This window comes from Victivallis sp. (genome assembly GCF_048170485.1).
Taxonomy (GTDB): domain Bacteria; phylum Verrucomicrobiota; class Lentisphaeria; order Victivallales; family Victivallaceae; genus Victivallis.
Genome location: NZ_DBEXAY010000132.1, coordinates 1 through 16043 on the forward strand (window position 1 = coordinate 1; position 16043 = coordinate 16043).

Here is a 16043-nt window from a genome sequence, read left to right on the forward strand (position 1 = left end):
GTTATTTTCCAGATATATTGCTTTTTTTTTATATTATATTGTACTGTAAATTGTATTGAAAATCAAGTGCTAAAACGATATTTTGTAATAGAACGAAAAGGATTGTTTTATGGATAATGGAACGTGTTGCCGGTTCCCGGAGTGGGGGAGGGAGGTTGTCAGGACCTTTTTCCTGCCTTCTCTCAATTTATTTTACGACTACACGACCGGTGACTCCTTTGAGCACCGTTTCGATCATCTGCCGAAGCCGGAGGAGATTGCCGCCGAAGACCCGGATCCCTGCGGCAGAGGGAGCGGCATGGAGGATTGCCCGCTGCATGCCGGAGCGATGCTCGATGCTGCGATCCGATGCGGTGAATCCGAACTGGCGTCGCGGGTGCTGATCGGTCTGGAATCGCTGGTTATGCGTCACGGCAGGCCCGGATTTGTGGCGCGGGGATTCTCGCCGTTTGCCGGAAATCTCTGTTATCCGAACTCTTCGCGCGATCAGTTCACGCTGGCGGTTTTCGGGGCGTGGCGGGCGTTCTGCTCCATGCCGTCGGCGGTGGATCGTCGGTGTGCGGCGGAGATCCTCCGGAACATCTCCGATTACTGTCTGGAAAACGTCACCGCGGAGAATGACTTCAATCTCGGCCGCTTCGACGGAGGGCCGGCCATGGTCTCGCTGATGCGCAGAGGATGCGCGCCCCACGAAGCATTGCGACTGCCGATGTTTCACGCCGCCGCCGGAGTTGCGACCGGAGAATCGGAGCGGATTGCCGTTGCCGCCGCGCTCCTGCCGGAGGCGATTGCGAAAACCCTGGAAATGCGCGATGACGGAGGCTGGTGGGATATCTCGCTCTCTCAGTTCCAGCTTTCGGTCGCGGTCCTGCTGGAGTGCAATGCGTTCCCCGAGGCGGCCGGAACGTTGCGTGAAATTTCACGGGAGATCTGCCGTCTTACCCGGAGGGAGCTTGAGATCCTGCTCGCCCGGGGGGAAGCCGATCCTGCCCGGCTCAATGCGCGGATGTGCGACTGGCGCGATTGTCCGCGGCGTCTGCTGGTCGCTCCGGCGGCCGAGGGCGGCCAATCTTATCGGCATGTAACACTTCCGCAGGAGTATCAGATCGCCGCCGGGATCCTGCGCGGAATCGGAAATCTTCTGACGACGCTCTTCTACGGAAAGGAGGCGCCGTCTCCGGAGGCGGCCTGCCGGATTGTTCGGCTGTTGAGTGCCGTCGACTTTCCGCATTGCAGTTGCGGCGGAACGATTCAGTTGCTGCAAGGGGTGTCGCTGTTTCCCGGACTTGTTCCGTCTTCGATATCCAACAGGAAAGGTGGAAGTTTATGAGAAGGATTTTTACTTTAATCGAATTGCTGATCGTAATCGCCATCATCGCAGTTCTGGCGGCGATGCTGCTTCCTGCCCTGAACCAGGCGCGTGCGGCCGCGCGCCGGAGCAACTGCATGAACAATCTCAAGCAGCTGGGACTGGCGTTTCTGCAATACACCGGCGACAGCGGCGATTTTCTTCCGCCGGGGCTTGCCGCCGCCTCCGGTACGCGAAAGAATGTCACCTGGGATGATCTGCTCGGCGCCGGGTATGACGGCCGGCATCTCACCGCCGAAGAGCAGCTCGCCTCCGCGCTGACCACGGCCGAACATTCCGGCCGTGGCTCGAAGCAGTATTTCTGTGCCGAAGCGGGCCGCAGCTGGCCGGGTGATTCCGCGCAGTATCCCCGCAGTTACGGTTGCAACAATCAGGAGATTTCGGTGAACGGCACCAGCTTCAAAACCTCGCAGATCCGGCGTTCCTCCCGCTATATTCTGCTCGGCGAGAATCATACCCCCTCCAATGCGCAGGGCAGCCAGTCCTGCTGGAACCTCAAGGAAAATACCTTCGACAACGTCGAAAACCGGGTCAATTACAACCAGGTGCACGGCGGCCGGAGCAACTTCCTGATTCTGGATGGACACGTGCTCAGCGATATCTGGTGGAACACCCGGCGGACGTATGGTGAAAGTCTGTGGCGCAAGTGATACGATGTAAAACGATCGAAAGGATTTCAGAATGATCAGACAGTTTCTTCTATACAAGGCTGCGGTTGCCGTCATATCCATGTTCGCCGTGCTTGCGACGGCGCAGACGCCGGTATTGCCGGAGGCGGTCCGTTTTGCCGAAGACGGCAGTTTCCGGATTGAAGACGCGGTGTTCATGATCCGCGGCTATTCCCGGACCTGGGCGCCGGTCCAGAACTCCTGGTGGGGCGGCCGGGAGAGCGCGGTTTCTCCGGACGGCGTGACGGTACGGGCCAGGATGACTATCGACAAGATCGCCGCCGATGTCACGGAGACGATCCGACCGGTCGGGGAGAACCGTTTCCAACTGGAATTCCGGGCCGGATTTCCGGTGCCGGTCGAGGTGAAATCTCTGCATGGTTCGCTGTCGTTTCCACCGGGGAAGAGTGTGACGGTCGACGGGAGAGCCTTTTCGATTCCCGGACGCAAAGTGCGTCAGATTCTGCTGTCGCCGCAACAGGTGAGGGAGGTGCGCATTCCGCTTGCCGGCGGCCGGGAACTGAAGGTGACCTCCCCGGATGGCGCTTTCGGGTTTTTGATTCAGGACAATCGCAAGGAGGATTGCGCGGAGATCGAATGCCGGTTCCTGACCGTTCCCTCCAAGGGGAAGCTGAAGAGCGCCGGGCTCCGGCTTGAACTGGAACTTCTGGAGGCGCGGATTGTGCCGGTCGATCTCCGGGGGGCCGTGAACGCCGGCTTTGCGGATGAGATTGCCGGGGACGGCAAGGGCGGCTGGACCGATCAGGGGCCGCAGCAGGATCTGCACACAATCCGGCCCGGCTGGATCCGCAGCGGCGCGGTGGCGTTCGAGATCATCGACCCGGCTCAAAATGACGGAAAAGGCACGATTGTGCTCTTCGGCTCCGCCCGGCTTCCCGGTCGGGATACGGTCGAAATTCCGTTGCCGGAGAACGAGATGAACACGGTCAACCTGCTCCACGCTTCCGCCTGGACTCCCGCTGCGGGAGAACTGCAGGGGGAGATTGTCGCCCGATATCCGGATGGATCGCAAGCGTCGGTGCCGGTCGTTGCCCGGCAGGACTGCGGCAACTGGTGGGGGCCCTTCCGCGACCGGAATGCAGAGGTGATCTGGCAGGAGAAGGCCCCCGGCGGAGATACGGAAATCGGATTGTACGCATCCAGTTTCCCGCTGCCGAGACCCGGTGCTGTGAAACTGACGCTTCGCATGAAAAGCAACGGCGGCGTCTGGATGATTCCGGCGGTGACGCTTTCGGACCGGCCGATCCGGTTCGGCGCCGTCCGGAAGCCGGAGTATGTGACGCGGGCAGGAAAAGAGTGGGTACCGCTCGATTTCCGCCGGGAGCCGGTTCGGGGCGGGGCATTCGACTTCTCGTTCCTGAACGATGCTCCGGCCGGGAAGTACGGCGCGGTCCGGGTTGCGCCGGACGGCAGACTGATGTTTGAAAACGCTCCGGAGAAACGGATTCGCTTTTACGGTGTAAATCTATGTTTCAATGCGAGTTTTCTCGATGACAAGGCGCTGACGGAACTTGCCGACTACCTCGCGTACTGCGGGTACAACAGCGTCCGGATTCACCATCACGACAATGAACTGCTCAACCGGAACGCTTCCGACAGTCTGACCTTCGATCCGGCGAAACTGGACCGGCTGGACCGGCTGGTCGCCGTGATGAAGGCGCGCGGCATCTATCTCACCACCGATATTTACTGCAGCCGGACCCTCCGTGCCGGGGATCGGATTGACGGCCGCAGCTCGATTCCGGCGAAGGTGGCGAAGGTCCTTTTCCTGCTGGATGATGCCGCGCTGGAAAACTGGAAGGAGTTCGCCCGTCGCTGGATGAATCATCGCAATCCCTATACCGGTCTCACCTGGGGCGAGGAGCCGGCCGTCTGGTGTGTGAACATGGTCAACGAGGATTCGATCTTCCGCCGGATTCAGTGGGCCGGGGATGCCGGAATAGAAAAGAAGTGTGCGGAACTCTTTCACAAATGGCTTGCCGGCCGCAATCTTCCGGAGAGCGTTCCGACCATGTACAACCCCCGTTATCAGGAATTCATCACCGAACTGCACCGGACCTGTCTGGCAAAGCAGCTCGCGTTCCTGAAGGATGAGTTGCACATCCGGCCGCTGATCACCAGCGTCAATGTCGACGACGAGGTGGCTTTGACGCTGCACCGGAACATGTTTTCACTTGTGGACAACCACATCTATCACGATCACCCCAGTTACCTCGGGAAAGCGTTCACTCCGCCGGTCGCGGTCGGACAGAGATCCTCCATCGCCCGTTTCGCGGAAGTGCCGCGCCGGATCATGGCATCGCGAGTCGCGGGGAACCCGTACATTGTGACCGAGTTCAACTTCTGCAGTCCCAACCGGTTCCGTTCCGAGGCCGGTCCGTTGATGGGCGCTTACGCCTCGTTGCAGGGGTGGGATGGGCTTTATCGTTTCGCCTGGGCGCACGGCGCCCGCGCAATCTATCAGAAGCTCGGGGCGTTCGGTTTCGACATCGCCGGAGATCCGATGGCGCAGGCCGCCGACCGGATCGCGATGATGATGTTCCGCACCGGAAATGTGAAACGTTCGAAGGAAACGTTTGTCTATCAGGTTTCTCCGAAACTTTTCGAGCAGGAGAACGGGAATACTCGTCCGGAAGAGTTCTCCAAACTGGGATTGATCAGCGCGATCGCTTCGGCGGTCGAGGGGGCGCGCGAACTTCGTCCCGGCGAGATTCCGGTGCCCGCAACGGAGGCCAAAAACCCCGGAAACTGTGCCGATGGAGAAACGCGGAGACGGTTCCGCAAACTGCAAAAAGAGGGCGTCGCCGAGAGTTCCACTGGCGAGATCCTGCTCGATTCCGGCCGGACGCTGTTCTGCGTGAATACGCCGCGTATCGCTTCGATCACGCTGCCGGAAGGAACCGCGGAAGCCGGGGCGCTCCGGGTGGAAGCGGCCTCGGTATTCCAGACAATCGCGGCGATGTCGCTGGATGGACGGCCGCTCGAAGAGAGCTGTTCGCTTCTGATCTTTCAGCTCTCCGATCTCTCCAACTCCGGTCAGCGCAGCACCGATGAGTCGAAACGGATGATTCTCGACCCCGGCGACCGGCCGCTGTTGCTGCGTCGGGCGACTGCACGGATTGGAATTCGCTCCACAGCACCGTTCCGGGTGACGGCGCTCAACGCGGACGGGGCGCCGGTCGGGACGGTGGCGGGAGAGAGGAAGGCGGGGGTGTTTTCGTTCCCGGCCGACAACGCCGCTTTTCCGGGCGGAGTGCTGGGCTGGCATCTGACCCGGTGAGACAGGAAGAGCTCTCGAGCGTCAGCGGGGCGAAAATGGGGCGCGGGCATTGCAAGGGGGGGCCCAACGCACAACCGGCCGCAAGCTCCGGACAAATTCACAGCTTGAATCGCCGCATTGATGCATGCAAATTGAAGGAGGAACGGCGGGAAGAATGGTTTCCCAACCCGCTGTTCCTCCCGGGAATCCATCGCATCCGGGTTGGAGATATGATGGATTCCATACCGATTTTTGAATAAAATTAAAGGCTTCCGGAACAATGTCCCATTGGGCACATCGCTGTTTTATGGTATAATATACACCGGATACAGGAAAACAGCACATGTGTTCCAGAAAGGAGATGGTATGGAAAGGAAAATCTTCTTATGTTCCGGAATGGTGGTGCTTGCGGTGCTGTCCGGCATGACCGCGAGCCCGACGGCGGCGGATGAGACCGCCCGTCTGCGACAGGGATTTGCTTCGCCTCCTCCGCAGGCGCGGGCGGAAACCTGGTGGCATTGGTCGAGCCTCTTTGTCACCCGGCAGGGAATCACCGCGGACCTCGAGTCGATGAAAGAGATCGGCTACGGCGCCGCCCATATCTTCGCTCCTTCCATGAGCAGTATGCCGCCGGGCAACTGGCCGCAGATCATGACGCCGGCCTGGCGACAGCTGTTCAAGCACGCCGCCGCCGAGGCAAAACGACTGGGGCTGCAGCTCGGCGTCCACAACTGCCCCGGCTGGTCGAGTTCGGGCGGCCCGTGGATCAAACCGGCCGATTCGATGCAGTATCTGGTGGCCACTGCGCTCGACGTGACCGGCCCGGTGAAGGGACCGATCAAACTTGCCCAGCCGGAAACACGGCACAACTACTATCGCGACATCGAAGTTTACGCATTCCCCTCCGGCACGCCGATGCCGCCGCCGAAGATCTCCTTCGACTTTGAACCGGCCGATCCCGCGGCGGTGGTGGATGGAAAACGTGAAACATTCGTGAATTTCCCCACGGCGGAAAAAGGGGACCGGGGCGCGGTCACGTTCCAGTTCCCGGAGCCGTACGAAGCCCGGTTCGCCGAAATCAGGCTGGGAGCCGGCCCTCTCTATTTCCATGTGGAAGTTTCGGTTTCCGATGACGGCCGGAACTTCAGAAAGGTGGGCGACCTGACCCGGCGAATTCACAACGACAAGGGGGATCCCAAACTGATTTCGCTCGGAGACAAGCCGGTCAAGGCGAAGTATTTCCGCTTCACCTTCCAGCACCGCCCCTTCGCCGTCTGGCTCCGGGCCGCCGACGTCAGGGTGGAGGAGATCCGTCTGTTGTCGATTCCGATGATCGCCGATATCGGGAGCAGAAATTCGTCGACGAATTCGTTCGCCTATATGCCCCCCTCGAAAGGATATGCCAATGTCCCCGGTATCGATCCGGAGAAGCTGCTCCGTCTCGGAACCCGGTTGAAAGCGGATGGATCCCTCGACTGGGACGCCCCCGCCGGCAACTGGACGATCCTGCGGATCGGCCACACCACCACCGGAGCGTATAATGCGCCCTCGTCTCTGCGGGGGCTGGAGTGCGACAAACTTTCGAAACGCGGCCTTGACGCCCACTGGCCCCACATGATGAAGATTCTGCTTGAAGATGTCAGGGAGACCGGCGTTCTCAAATACGCGACGATCGACAGTTATGAGGTCGGCGGACAGAACTGGACGAAAGAGTTCGCCGAAGAGTTCCGGCGGCGGCGGGGCTACGACCTGATGCCCTATCTGCCCGCGGCCCTCGGCTACGTGGTCGGCACTCCGGCGGAATCCGCCCGGTTCCTCTACGATTTTCAACGGACGGTTTCGGACCTTTTTGCCGAAAACTACTACGATTATTTCACGGAACTCTGCCACAAAAACGGGTTGATTGCGATTACGGAAAGCTACGGCGGCCCCTTTGACAGCCTGCGCTGCGCCCGGAATGCGGACATTCCGACCGGGGAGTTCTGGATCGGCTGGACCTGGAAACCAGGGCTTCTTCAAAGTTCCGTCGCCAACTTTCACGGTCGTTCGCGGGTCGGGGCCGAAGCGTTCACCACCGAGGCGATGCCGGGGCGCTGGCAGCAGGATCCACACCAGCTCAAGGTGTATGGCGACCGCGCGTGGGCCGGCGGAATTTCGATGCTGATCATGCACAGTTTCGTGCATCAGCCGCTGCTGAACGTCCGGCCGGGCATCTCGCTCGGCCGGCATGGCGCCCATCTGAACCGCAACAACACCTGGTGGAAATACGGCGGCGGCTGGACCGAATACATCGCCCGGGCGCAATATCTGCTTCAGCAGGGGCGGAAGGTCGCCGATCTGCTGGTCCTTGCCGGCGAGAGCCGCCCCAACGGCACTGCCGCGGCCCCGGACGGGTACAGCATCGACCTCTGCAGCCGGGATGATCTCATGGAGAATCTGAAGTGTGTGGACGGCCGGCTGGTAGCGCCGTCGGGGGCATCTTATGCCGTGCTCAGCCTCGGAAACGACCGCAATCTTTCGCTGGCGACTTTGAAAAAGGTGCAGGAGCTCCTCAAGGCCGGCGCCACCGTCGCCGGTCTGCCGCCTCAGGGGTCGCCCACACTCTCCGACGGAAGAGCGGCCGAGGCGGAATATGCCGCCATGACTGCCCGGCTCTGGGGGGAGAAGCCGGTTCTCCGGTCCGTGCGCAACGTGGAGCGCGGCCGGCTGATCGTCCACAACGACCCGGCGGAAATCATGAGACTGGCTGACATCGCTCCCGACTACCGGGTCCCCGGCGGTCTCAACGTGCTGCACCGCAGGGTGGGGGAGGTCGAAATCTATTTCCTGAACAACGACAGCGATCTGGTCTGCAACGGCGATCTTTCGTTCCGGGTCGGCGCGGGGAAGCGGCCGGAATCGTGGGATCCGCTCTCGGGAGAGATCGAACCGTTCGCGGTCTGGCGGATTGAAGGAAACCGCATCTGTGTGCCGCTTGTGCTCAATCCGCAGGAATCCCGCTTTGTCGTGTTCACTCCCTCGAAGGAAAAACCGGTTCTGACCGCACTCCGTCAGGGGGAGGCGCTGCCGGAACTGGAGATCGTCAAAGCAATTTACCGTGCCCGGGGCGAAAAGGAGGGACGCGATGTGACGGAGTATGTCCGCAAACTTCAAACCCCGTCCGGACTTGATTTCAACGTCGGGAACGCTCTTCTCGGCGGAGACCCCGCATCCAATCGGTTCAAGGAACTTTTCATCGAATACCGTAACGACGGCCGGCCCGGTTCGACGGTCGTCCGGGAGCGGCAGAGGGTGAAACTTGTTCCCGGCTTCGGCAACAACCGCAACCTGAAAATCAACCGCGCCGTCTACCGTGCCCGCGGCGGGCAGAGCGGAGTCGACGTCACGGAAAAAGTCCGCTCCATGGTCAATCCGGACGGGATCTCGCTTGTCGTCGACAATCGGACATTCGGGGTGGATCCGGCCCCGAACCGTTTCAAGGAACTGCTTCTTGAGTACGAATACAACGGTACGGCGGAGCGCAAAGTCCTGCGGGAACATGCCCGGTTTGCGATCAATACCGCATTGCAACCGGAACTGCCGGCGGCCCGGGCGGTGATGAGAAATGGCGTGCCGGGTCTCCGGTTCGAACGCCCCGGAAAGGTTGAGGTCACCTGTGCCGACGGGAAAGTGCTTTCCGTTTCCTGTAACACGCTGCCTGCTCCGCTCAAGCTCGATTCGGAATGGCATCTGGCGTTTCCGCCGGCTCTCGGCGCACCTCCCGCAGTCGAGCTGCCCCGGCTGATCTCATGGACCGAGCACAAGGATCCCGGAGTGAAATACTTCTCCGGCACTGCGACCTATACGAAGGATTTTGAACTCCCGGCCGACCTGCCGGCGGCGAACCGTCGTCTCATGCTTGACCTGGGCGAAGTGCGCAACCTCGCCGAGGTTGAACTCAACGGCAGGAAAATCGCTCTGCTCTGGACTCCCCCCTTCGTGTGCGATGTCACCGAGGGACTGACTCCCGGTCGGAACACTCTGACGATCCGGGTCACCAACCTTCTGGTCAACCGCCTGATCGGCGACGAACAGCGTGAGTGGAAGGATGAAACCGTCGCCGGTGGCCGGTGGCCGAAGTGGGTCCTCGAAGACAAACCTCACTCCGAATCCGGCCGCCTGACCTGGGGAAACTGGAAAGGGTGGACCGCCAAGGATGCCCCGCTCCCCTCCGGGCTCCTCGGCCCGGTGCAGCTTCGTGCCGTTGCGGTGATCCCGATTCCCGCAGAGGGCGGGAAGTGATCTTCGCTCCAACGCCTTCTGCGGCGTTTGCCGGAATCCAGCTTGACCACGCAAGGCGGCAGGGCAGGGGCGTGTATCCCCTGCCTGCCGGTCAGCGGAAGGAGAAGACCGGCGTGCTCCATGCGTGGCAGTAGCTGTTGATGATCGGGTCGCCGTAGGGGGAGCGCATCGGGTCCGCGGGGTCGAACACCTCCCAGAAGGTGTCCGCCCCCAGCTCCACCATCCTTCCCCAGAAGGCGCGGGTCAGCGCGTGGGCTTCCTGGTGCAGGCCGTACCGTTCCTGCACCAGCACCATCTGGTTGTACAGGAAGGGGCCGCCCGGGGGAACCGCCTCTTTCCCCGCAGGCAGCCGCCGCAGAAGCTCCTGCATCTCCGCCTTCGGCAGCATTTCGGCGAATGCCGCCCAGATCTGCGAGGCCCAGGAGATCTGCCGGTCCGCTCCCGAGGTGAAACAGCCCCGGGCGCGATCAAACCATTTGGCGTACCCGGCCCGCCGCATCCGTTCGATCCGGTCCGGATAGTCCGCCACTTCCGATTCCAGGCCGAGCCGCCGGGCCAGTGCGAGAGTCCGCATCAGCGAGTAGAGCACGATACCGTGCCCGGCACATTCCCGGTCGAGTTTCTCCTGCCAGTCGACGAACAGCCAGTAGCCGCCCCGGTAGTGGAAACAGTCGTTTTCCACCTCGCGCAGCGCCATCTCACTCTGGCGCCGGGCGACCGGAAAGAGCTCGCGGCCGCCCGCTTCGTCTCCGGAGGCGTTCACGTAATCGAGCAGAATGTCACCGAAGAGAATCGAATAGTCGAAGGTGTAGTTCCCCGCCAGCGGCCGGGGCGAGCCCGGATACACACAACCGGGAATCTCCCCCTCCTCATTGGCGGAGGCCGCAAACATCAGCAGACAGCGCTTCACCAGAGAAAAGTTCCGGAACGAATGGTAGTTCGCCAGCGCCTGAAGCCGCAGATCCCCCAGCCAGAGGCGGCGGTCCCGCTTGGGGCCGTCCTCGAAGCACTCCTGCATGCAGGCGGCAAGCGTCGTCAGGCCAATACGGCGGATCGATCGATCGAGCTGGTCGTACGCTTCCCCAAGCGGCAGGACGCGCGACCAGTCCGCGGCGGATACCGTGTCGCACTGAACACTGCGCAGAACCACCTTGTAGGTGGAGTTGACCACGACTTTCAGTTTCAGGTAACGGAATGCGTACCGGCGCGGCAGGCGGATTGCGGCGGGGGCGGCGTCTTCCACCACCAGCGCTTCCTGTAACCAGCCCCGGCCGAGATCGCCGCGGTAGGTGGTGAAATCCCTGCCCAGTTCGCAGGGGACCTCCGCCAGTTTGACTTCCAGACGGAACGGCGCGTCAAAGAGTCCGGAGAATTCGAAGTGAAATACCGGAAATCCCACGCAGTAACGGCCGAAATCAAACGTGTATTCCCAGGAGCGCGGCAGCTCCCGGCCGAACACCTCTTCCGGCGCTGCGACGCGCCGGACCTTCCACCCCTGCCATGCGGCGGGATCCTCCTCCGCCTCCACCACGGCGACCGGCGAAATCGGTTCATGGTGCAGCTCTGGTTTCAGCGCCTCCGCCTCTTCCGCCCAGCGCAGCTCTTTTTGATAGAACATTTTGTCTCTCTCCTCCCCGGAGTTACGGTTGATTTTCCACCAGAACCAGCATGCCGAACGACGCGGGATTCCAGGCGGGAATCAAGCCGCCGCCCCAGACCATCGAGGCCAGCTTGCGGGTGCCGTCCCCGTCGTTGAGCGCAAGCGAAAGGCCCAGTTTCGTGCCGAATTCACCGCGAATTCCGCCGAGATCACTCCACGGCATGGCGAGTTCATAGGTGGTTCTGTTGCCCTGCCGCCGCACGGAGATGTCGTAGACGGAGGAGTCTTTGGCCAGAGAGCCGGATTTCAAGCCGCCGCAGTAACGGTCCGGGCGGTAGATCGTGTGCCTCCCGCTCCCGCCCGGAGCGACGGAACTCACCTGAAAGAGCAGTGCCTTGCTCTCTTCGCCCGGCAGACGGTTCTGCGGATGAATCGCGATTTCGACGCTGTCGCCTTTGACGCACTCCGCCTCCCGGGGGCCGGGGGTGTGTTCCCGGTCGATCACTTCGACCCCGACGTAGAGATTCTGCGCGTCCCAGTTGAAGTAGGCGACGCCGCTGAAACGCTGCGGACTCCAATCGTATCCGGCCGCCTCCGTCCGCAGCTGGCTCTTCCCCAGCAGCGGCACCGGTGAGGAACGGTCGAAATCATTCAGTTCCCCGTCGATGGTGATCGAACGGCTCCGTGGAGCGAATCCGACATACTCCGTGCCTTCGTAGAGGGTGAAGATCGCGTTGTCGATCATCGACCAGCCGCTACCGAAGCAGACGGGGACGCAGGAGATCTTCTCGGTCTTCTCCGGCACCTCCACCACTGCCGAAAAGAGCTCCCAGTGCGGCTGGGTCACCGGCGACTGAAAAATCTGGAGCCAGTGGCGCTGGATGCTCCGGCCGTCCGGGGCGATGGCGGAGTAGTTGCTGCCGGTCTGGAGCGAATCGGACTTGATCCAGAAACTGTAGAGATATTTGCCCGGCAGGAAGGGGCCCTTCAGATTCTGGAACATCGAAACATACTGTTTTTCGACCCCCTGAAAGCGGAACACCCACTCCCCGTGCCCCAGCTCATCCGGCGACTGGAACCGGAAACGCTTCCCGGCGTCGCCGGGCGTCGGATACCAGAAGGCCGGCAGGGTTTCCTCCCCGCCCCGCGCCTGTTCGAACCCGGGATTTTTCAGCAGATTGCCGACGGCGTCCGGCTGAATGACGGTGATGGAGACGCGTTTCTTCACCTCCGGAAATCCCGGCGTCTGAAAGTTCACCCGGAGGATGGCGGTGAATTTGCCGCTCCGCTCCGGCAGAAACGGAAAACTCTTCTGCAATGTTTCGCCCGGAGCCAGACCGGTGACGACGATCGGCTCGCTCCTGCCCGGGATGCCTGTAAGTTCAATCCGGCAGTTCAGCGGCCTGTCGATGAGATTGGTGATCGTGACCGGCAGTTCCGCCGTGTGGCCCTGCACAAAATTCCGGCTCGAAGCGCCGCTGCCCGCGGCGGTGGGGCGCACCATCAGCTGCGCCTTGAGCACGTCGATTTCTCCGCCTTCGACAAGATAGGGGGAGGGGGTCAGTTCGAGTGTGTGGCGCTCCGCTTCCGGCAGGCGGCGCTCGTTGCCCTGCTGATCGGTGAGGATGAGTTCGCCTCCGCCCGCCGGCAGCTGGATGGTCTCGCCCTCCCGTTCGACGGTGGAGACCACCATAACCGCCCGTTTGTCCGGGGCTTCAAAGAGTTTGATCGAGTCCCCGCGGCCGAGGGAGAACTCCCCGACCGGCCTGGCGTTCCAGAGCCTGGAGATCAAAACCGCCAGCGCCGCCGCGGAGGGGCGGGGAGTCATGTCTCCCCAGAAAAGGGTCCAGTTTCCGGCCGGATCCGGCTCGCCGCCGAAGAGCACGATCCTTCGGCAGCCGGCGAGCAGTTCCGCCGGGAAGCGGGTGAAGAAGTAGTCACTCTGACTCCGGTCTTTCAGGGCGGTTTCCAGCGGCATACCCCAGGTGGAAAGACCGCGTCCGGTTTCATTGTCGATGACCGGGAGAGTTGCTCCGTGGTTCTTCAGATCCTCCGTTGCCAGCTGCACGGAATTGGCGTCGCCATAGTGAATGGGCAGAATGTCGAAATGGTTTGCGAGTCCCGCGGCCAGCAGCGATTTCCGGAAGGAGCGGGGCCACAATCCGCCCGCGGCCTGAATTTTGAACGACGGATCCACCGCTTTGGCGGTCTGCGTCGCGACCCGGCAGAAACGGAGGTAGTCGTCCACCGGATTGCGGCTGAGTTTGCCCGGGCAGATCTCGTTCAGCCATTCGAAGCCGGTCACCTCTCCCTTGAAGGTTTCGGCAAGCCGGCGGACGACGGTTTCCAGCTGCCGCTCGCGGAACGGGAACGGAAAGAATCCGGCGCTCCACCCTTCCGGATTGTCGATCGCCCAGGCCGGCGGATCGTAGAGCACCAGCCACGGACGGATGCCGTTCGCATTCAGCTGTGCGACCGATTCCTTCAATTCATGGAGAAAGGCGTCGTTCCACACCTCCGGCGCGGGCTGCAGCGCGCTCCACTTCACCCAGGTGCGGCAGAACCGCAGGCCGAGCAGCCGGGCGGCGGCGACCGCCTCCGGATTCCCGGCAAATTTCTGGCCGCCGAACGGCGTGGCGGCACCTTTTGTCATCGCCTCGATGTCCGGAATTCTGGCAAATGTCGTCTCTCTGGCCTCCCAGCCGTCCACTGCGGCACGGAAGCGGAAGGTGCCCCGTTTTTCCGGCGGAATTTGCGGGAAAATGTGCAGCGGCCCCGCGGCGGCGGAGAGGGATTGCTTCCCTGCGGTGACCCGGCGGCCGTCGATCTGGAAAACCTGCCAGACCAGTTCGCGCGATTCCCCCGATTTCTCTGCCAGCGAGCCGGGCGTCACGACGATCTCGACCGGTTTCGAGCCGGGGAAGAGGTTGCCCGGCATCGGGGTGCTCAAGTCGAAAAAACTCTCTTTGCGCTGAAAATTCCCGAGTTCCGTACGGACCTGCCATGGCCATTTTTCCCCGTCGTTTCCGCGGAACTGGAAAATCAGCAGCAGACTGTCGCCGAGCACCCCCGCTTCCGGAGGACGGGCGGAAAACAGTTTCGGCACCCGGATTCTGATTTTCTCCTGCACCTCTTCCCCGATCCGGCAGCGGAACGGGGCGATCGTGAGCGGATACATCATGTGGCGCTGGCGCTTCGAATAGACGCCGTCCGGACAGTCGATCCAGGGGCCGACGCCGAGGATCGTCAACTCCGTTCCGCCCCAGTCGTCCGACGGATCGACGTAGTAGCGGACCGGGAGCAGAAACTCCTCCCCTTCCCGCAGCGGAAAGGTGGAAAGCTCCCTGCCGTCGGCGCGTTCCGCCCTGCCGGTCGTGATCCAACTCTTCTTGAGCGAAGCGGAAGCCGGGCGTTTCGTATTGGCCCCTTCGACTTTGATCCGCGGCGAGGGAACGTCCTTCACCCGTTCCGCCCAGTTGCTTTTCGTCAGGAAATAGTGAACGATCGCCGTGTCTGATCCATTCTTCATGGGAGGCATGCGGTACCGGAATTCCGTCACACTGCCGGGCGCGGCGTCCCGGGGCGCTCCTCCCCAGGCGCCGAACCCGAGATAGGTGCCGTCCTGTTTGAGCAGGTGGATGTCGCCGCCGAGCTTCAACCCGGCGGGCGCCCCCTGTTTCAGGAAGACTTTGACGGAAAAGTTCTCCTGCACCTTGACCGAATCCGGCGCTTCAATCCTGCACCAGTCCGTCTCCACCACCGCCGCCTGCAGCAGCACCGGCAGCAGGAGGGATGACAACGCGATCGTTATATTCCGCATGAAGACACCTATTTGACGGCGATGAGCTCGCTCGGCTGATCCTTGACTTTTTCCTGCCAGGTCGAGGGAGAGAGGTAGTAATGAATGAAAACGGCATTCGCTCCGCTCTTCAGCGCCGGAACACGGTAGGTGAAGGTGAGCGTCTCCCCGGGCGTCGCGGGTTTGGTGGCTCCGCCCCAGGCACCGTACCCCACATAGGCCCCCGTATCGGAGTTCTTGAGGTGGATGTCGCCCCCGACCTTCATTCCGGCCGGAATGTCCTTTTTCAGCGTGAGTTTGACGTGGAACGTGCCGTCCTTCGCCACCTGGGCCGGTGTTTCAATGGTGCACCAGGAACCCTCTTTTTTCCGGACGGCCGGCGCCGCTGTGGCCGTCTCCTTTGCCGGCGCCGATTGCGGCGCGGTCGAGCCAAGCCGGATGGGGGCGCTGCGGTGCTCCCGGACCTTCTCCTTCCAGGTCGCAGGCGTCAGAAAGAACTGCGCGAACACTGTGTCGGCTCCCTCTTTCCGTTTGGGAATGCGGTAGCGGAACGTGGCTTTCTGGCCGGGTTCCAGCGGTTTGGGATTCCCGCCCCAGGCGGCGAATCCGAGATAGGCCCCCTTGTCGTTGGCGAAATGCAAATCGCCGCCGACTTTCAAGCCCGCCGGAGCGTCGTTTTTCAGAGTGATTTCCACTTCGATCACGCTGTCCGGCGCGATCTGATCGGGGGAGTTGATCGTGCACCACGGGGAGTCCACCGTGGCGGCGGCTGCGCCGAAGGAGAGCGAGACGGCGGCCGTGAGAATGTGTTTTACCAGATTGATCTTCATGTTTGATTCCTTTCGTGCAACAGGGGTTTCCCGGGGTGAGACGAAATGCCCCGGAGGATGTCAAATCGGGTCTTCGAACCTCCTTCCATGTTAGGTTTTGTCAAGCCACTTTTGTAACTTTTTTCCAGTTTTTCTTATATTCGAAGCGTAATTCCCCTTACCCATGTAACCATAGGTGTCGTTTTTTGCTAAAATCAAAACTTATTGTATCTCTGT

The 16043-nt window shown here is 61.5% G+C and carries 7 protein-coding genes; 4 read left to right on the forward strand and 3 right to left on the reverse strand.

Going from position 1 to position 16043, the window contains the following annotated elements:
• Positions 1 to 109: 109 nt before the first annotated feature.
• The 4 genes from ACMLHG_RS07125 to ACMLHG_RS07140 all read left to right on the forward strand — a co-directional run bounded on the left by ACMLHG_RS07125 (position 110) and on the right by ACMLHG_RS07140 (position 9598).
• A complete protein-coding gene (locus ACMLHG_RS07125) occupies positions 110 to 1330 on the forward strand; it encodes a hypothetical protein (RefSeq protein ID WP_417170044.1) in 1221 nt (406 codons plus the stop codon).
• Positions 1327 to 2019, forward strand: coding sequence for a type II secretion system protein (locus tag ACMLHG_RS07130; RefSeq protein ID WP_417170045.1), 693 nt, complete (start codon positions 1327 to 1329; stop codon positions 2017 to 2019). Before ACMLHG_RS07125 ends, ACMLHG_RS07130 begins: the two co-directional genes overlap by 4 nt.
• A 31-nt stretch (positions 2020 to 2050) precedes the next feature.
• On the forward strand, positions 2051 to 5338 hold the full coding sequence (locus tag ACMLHG_RS07135) for a hypothetical protein (RefSeq protein WP_295811377.1): 3288 nt from the start codon (positions 2051 to 2053) through the stop codon (positions 5336 to 5338).
• A 345-nt stretch (positions 5339 to 5683) separates the two neighbouring features.
• Positions 5684 to 9598 carry a glycosyl hydrolase gene (locus tag ACMLHG_RS07140; protein WP_417170046.1) on the forward strand — a complete coding sequence of 1305 codons (3915 nt, stop codon included), beginning with the start codon at positions 5684 to 5686 and terminating at the stop codon, positions 9596 to 9598.
• A gap of 91 nt (positions 9599 to 9689) precedes the next feature.
• On the opposite strand, the gene ACMLHG_RS07145 is transcribed toward ACMLHG_RS07140, so the two are convergent.
• The 3 genes from ACMLHG_RS07145 to ACMLHG_RS07155 are packed head-to-tail and all read right to left on the reverse strand — an operon-like array spanning position 9690 to position 15827.
• Positions 9690 to 11216, reverse strand: a complete 1527-nt coding sequence (locus ACMLHG_RS07145; RefSeq protein WP_417170047.1) for a hypothetical protein — start codon at positions 11214 to 11216, stop codon at positions 9690 to 9692.
• 22 nt (positions 11217 to 11238) lie between these two features.
• Positions 11239 to 15018 carry a sugar-binding protein gene (locus ACMLHG_RS07150; RefSeq protein WP_417170048.1) on the reverse strand — a complete coding sequence of 1260 codons (3780 nt, stop codon included), beginning with the start codon at positions 15016 to 15018 and terminating at the stop codon, positions 11239 to 11241.
• Between the two features lie 8 nt (positions 15019 to 15026).
• Positions 15027 to 15827 (reverse strand): hypothetical protein, encoded by an 801-nt coding sequence (locus ACMLHG_RS07155; protein ID WP_417170049.1) that lies wholly within the window; start codon positions 15825 to 15827, stop codon positions 15027 to 15029.
• Positions 15828 to 16043 lie beyond the last annotated feature (216 nt).

What these genes read in the sequence shown, in the direction of transcription:
- ACMLHG_RS07125 (WP_417170044.1), top strand. Translation starts at nt 110, where the DNA reads ATGGATAATGGAACGTGTTGCCGGTTCCCGGAGTGGGGGAGGGAGGTT.
- ACMLHG_RS07140 (WP_417170046.1), top strand. Translation starts at nt 5,684, where the DNA reads ATGGAAAGGAAAATCTTCTTATGTTCCGGAATGGTGGTGCTTGCGGTG.
- ACMLHG_RS07150 (WP_417170048.1), bottom strand. Translation starts at nt 15,018, where the DNA reads ATGCGGAATATAACGATCGCGTTGTCATCCCTCCTGCTGCCGGTGCTG.
- ACMLHG_RS07145 (WP_417170047.1), bottom strand. Translation starts at nt 11,216, where the DNA reads ATGTTCTATCAAAAAGAGCTGCGCTGGGCGGAAGAGGCGGAGGCGCTG.
- ACMLHG_RS07135 (WP_295811377.1), top strand. Translation starts at nt 2,051, where the DNA reads ATGATCAGACAGTTTCTTCTATACAAGGCTGCGGTTGCCGTCATATCC.
- ACMLHG_RS07130 (WP_417170045.1), top strand. Translation starts at nt 1,327, where the DNA reads ATGAGAAGGATTTTTACTTTAATCGAATTGCTGATCGTAATCGCCATC.
- ACMLHG_RS07155 (WP_417170049.1), bottom strand. Translation starts at nt 15,827, where the DNA reads ATGAAGATCAATCTGGTAAAACACATTCTCACGGCCGCCGTCTCGCTC.